This window comes from Idiomarina sp. Sol25, assembly GCF_033052775.1.
In the GTDB taxonomy this organism is placed as follows: Bacteria; Pseudomonadota; Gammaproteobacteria; order Enterobacterales; family Alteromonadaceae; genus Idiomarina.
Genome location: NZ_JAUPEW010000053.1, coordinates 1 through 389, shown reverse-complemented (window position 1 = coordinate 389; position 389 = coordinate 1). Strand labels below are relative to the sequence as shown.

Genomic DNA, 389 nt, shown 5'->3' with positions numbered 1-389 from the left:
CATCGAAGCCCGCATTCAGGAGGTGGCTAAGGGATATCGTGAAATCTGGATGATCGGTTCTTCTATGGGGGGCTATGCGGCTCTCTATTTCGGGGCGCGTGTTAAGGCGCAAAGAGTGCTTGCGATAGCGCCGCAAATCCTTGTGGACAGCAGGTTTTCCCGTGGACCTCGATCAGGAGTTAAGGTCCAGACGCCGGATATCACTGAACTCGTGCGGCAAGCGAAGGGAACCAGTTTCACGATCGTGTTCGGCAGCTTCGATTTGATCGATACCTATAATATTTCACGGCTTTACGATGGGCAGGATATGCCACTTAATATTCGTGTGCTTCAGTACGAAGGTCAGGATCATATGTTGCCGGTGCGCTTGGAAGAAGAGTGCACGTTGA

Annotated in this window: 1 protein-coding gene; it reads left to right on the top strand. The window is 51.7% G+C overall.

The window, feature by feature from the left end; genetic code table 11:
* Positions 1 to 389, top strand: a 389-nt coding sequence (locus Q5L94_RS13425) for a hypothetical protein (protein WP_317498867.1), incomplete at both ends; no start/stop codon positions are given.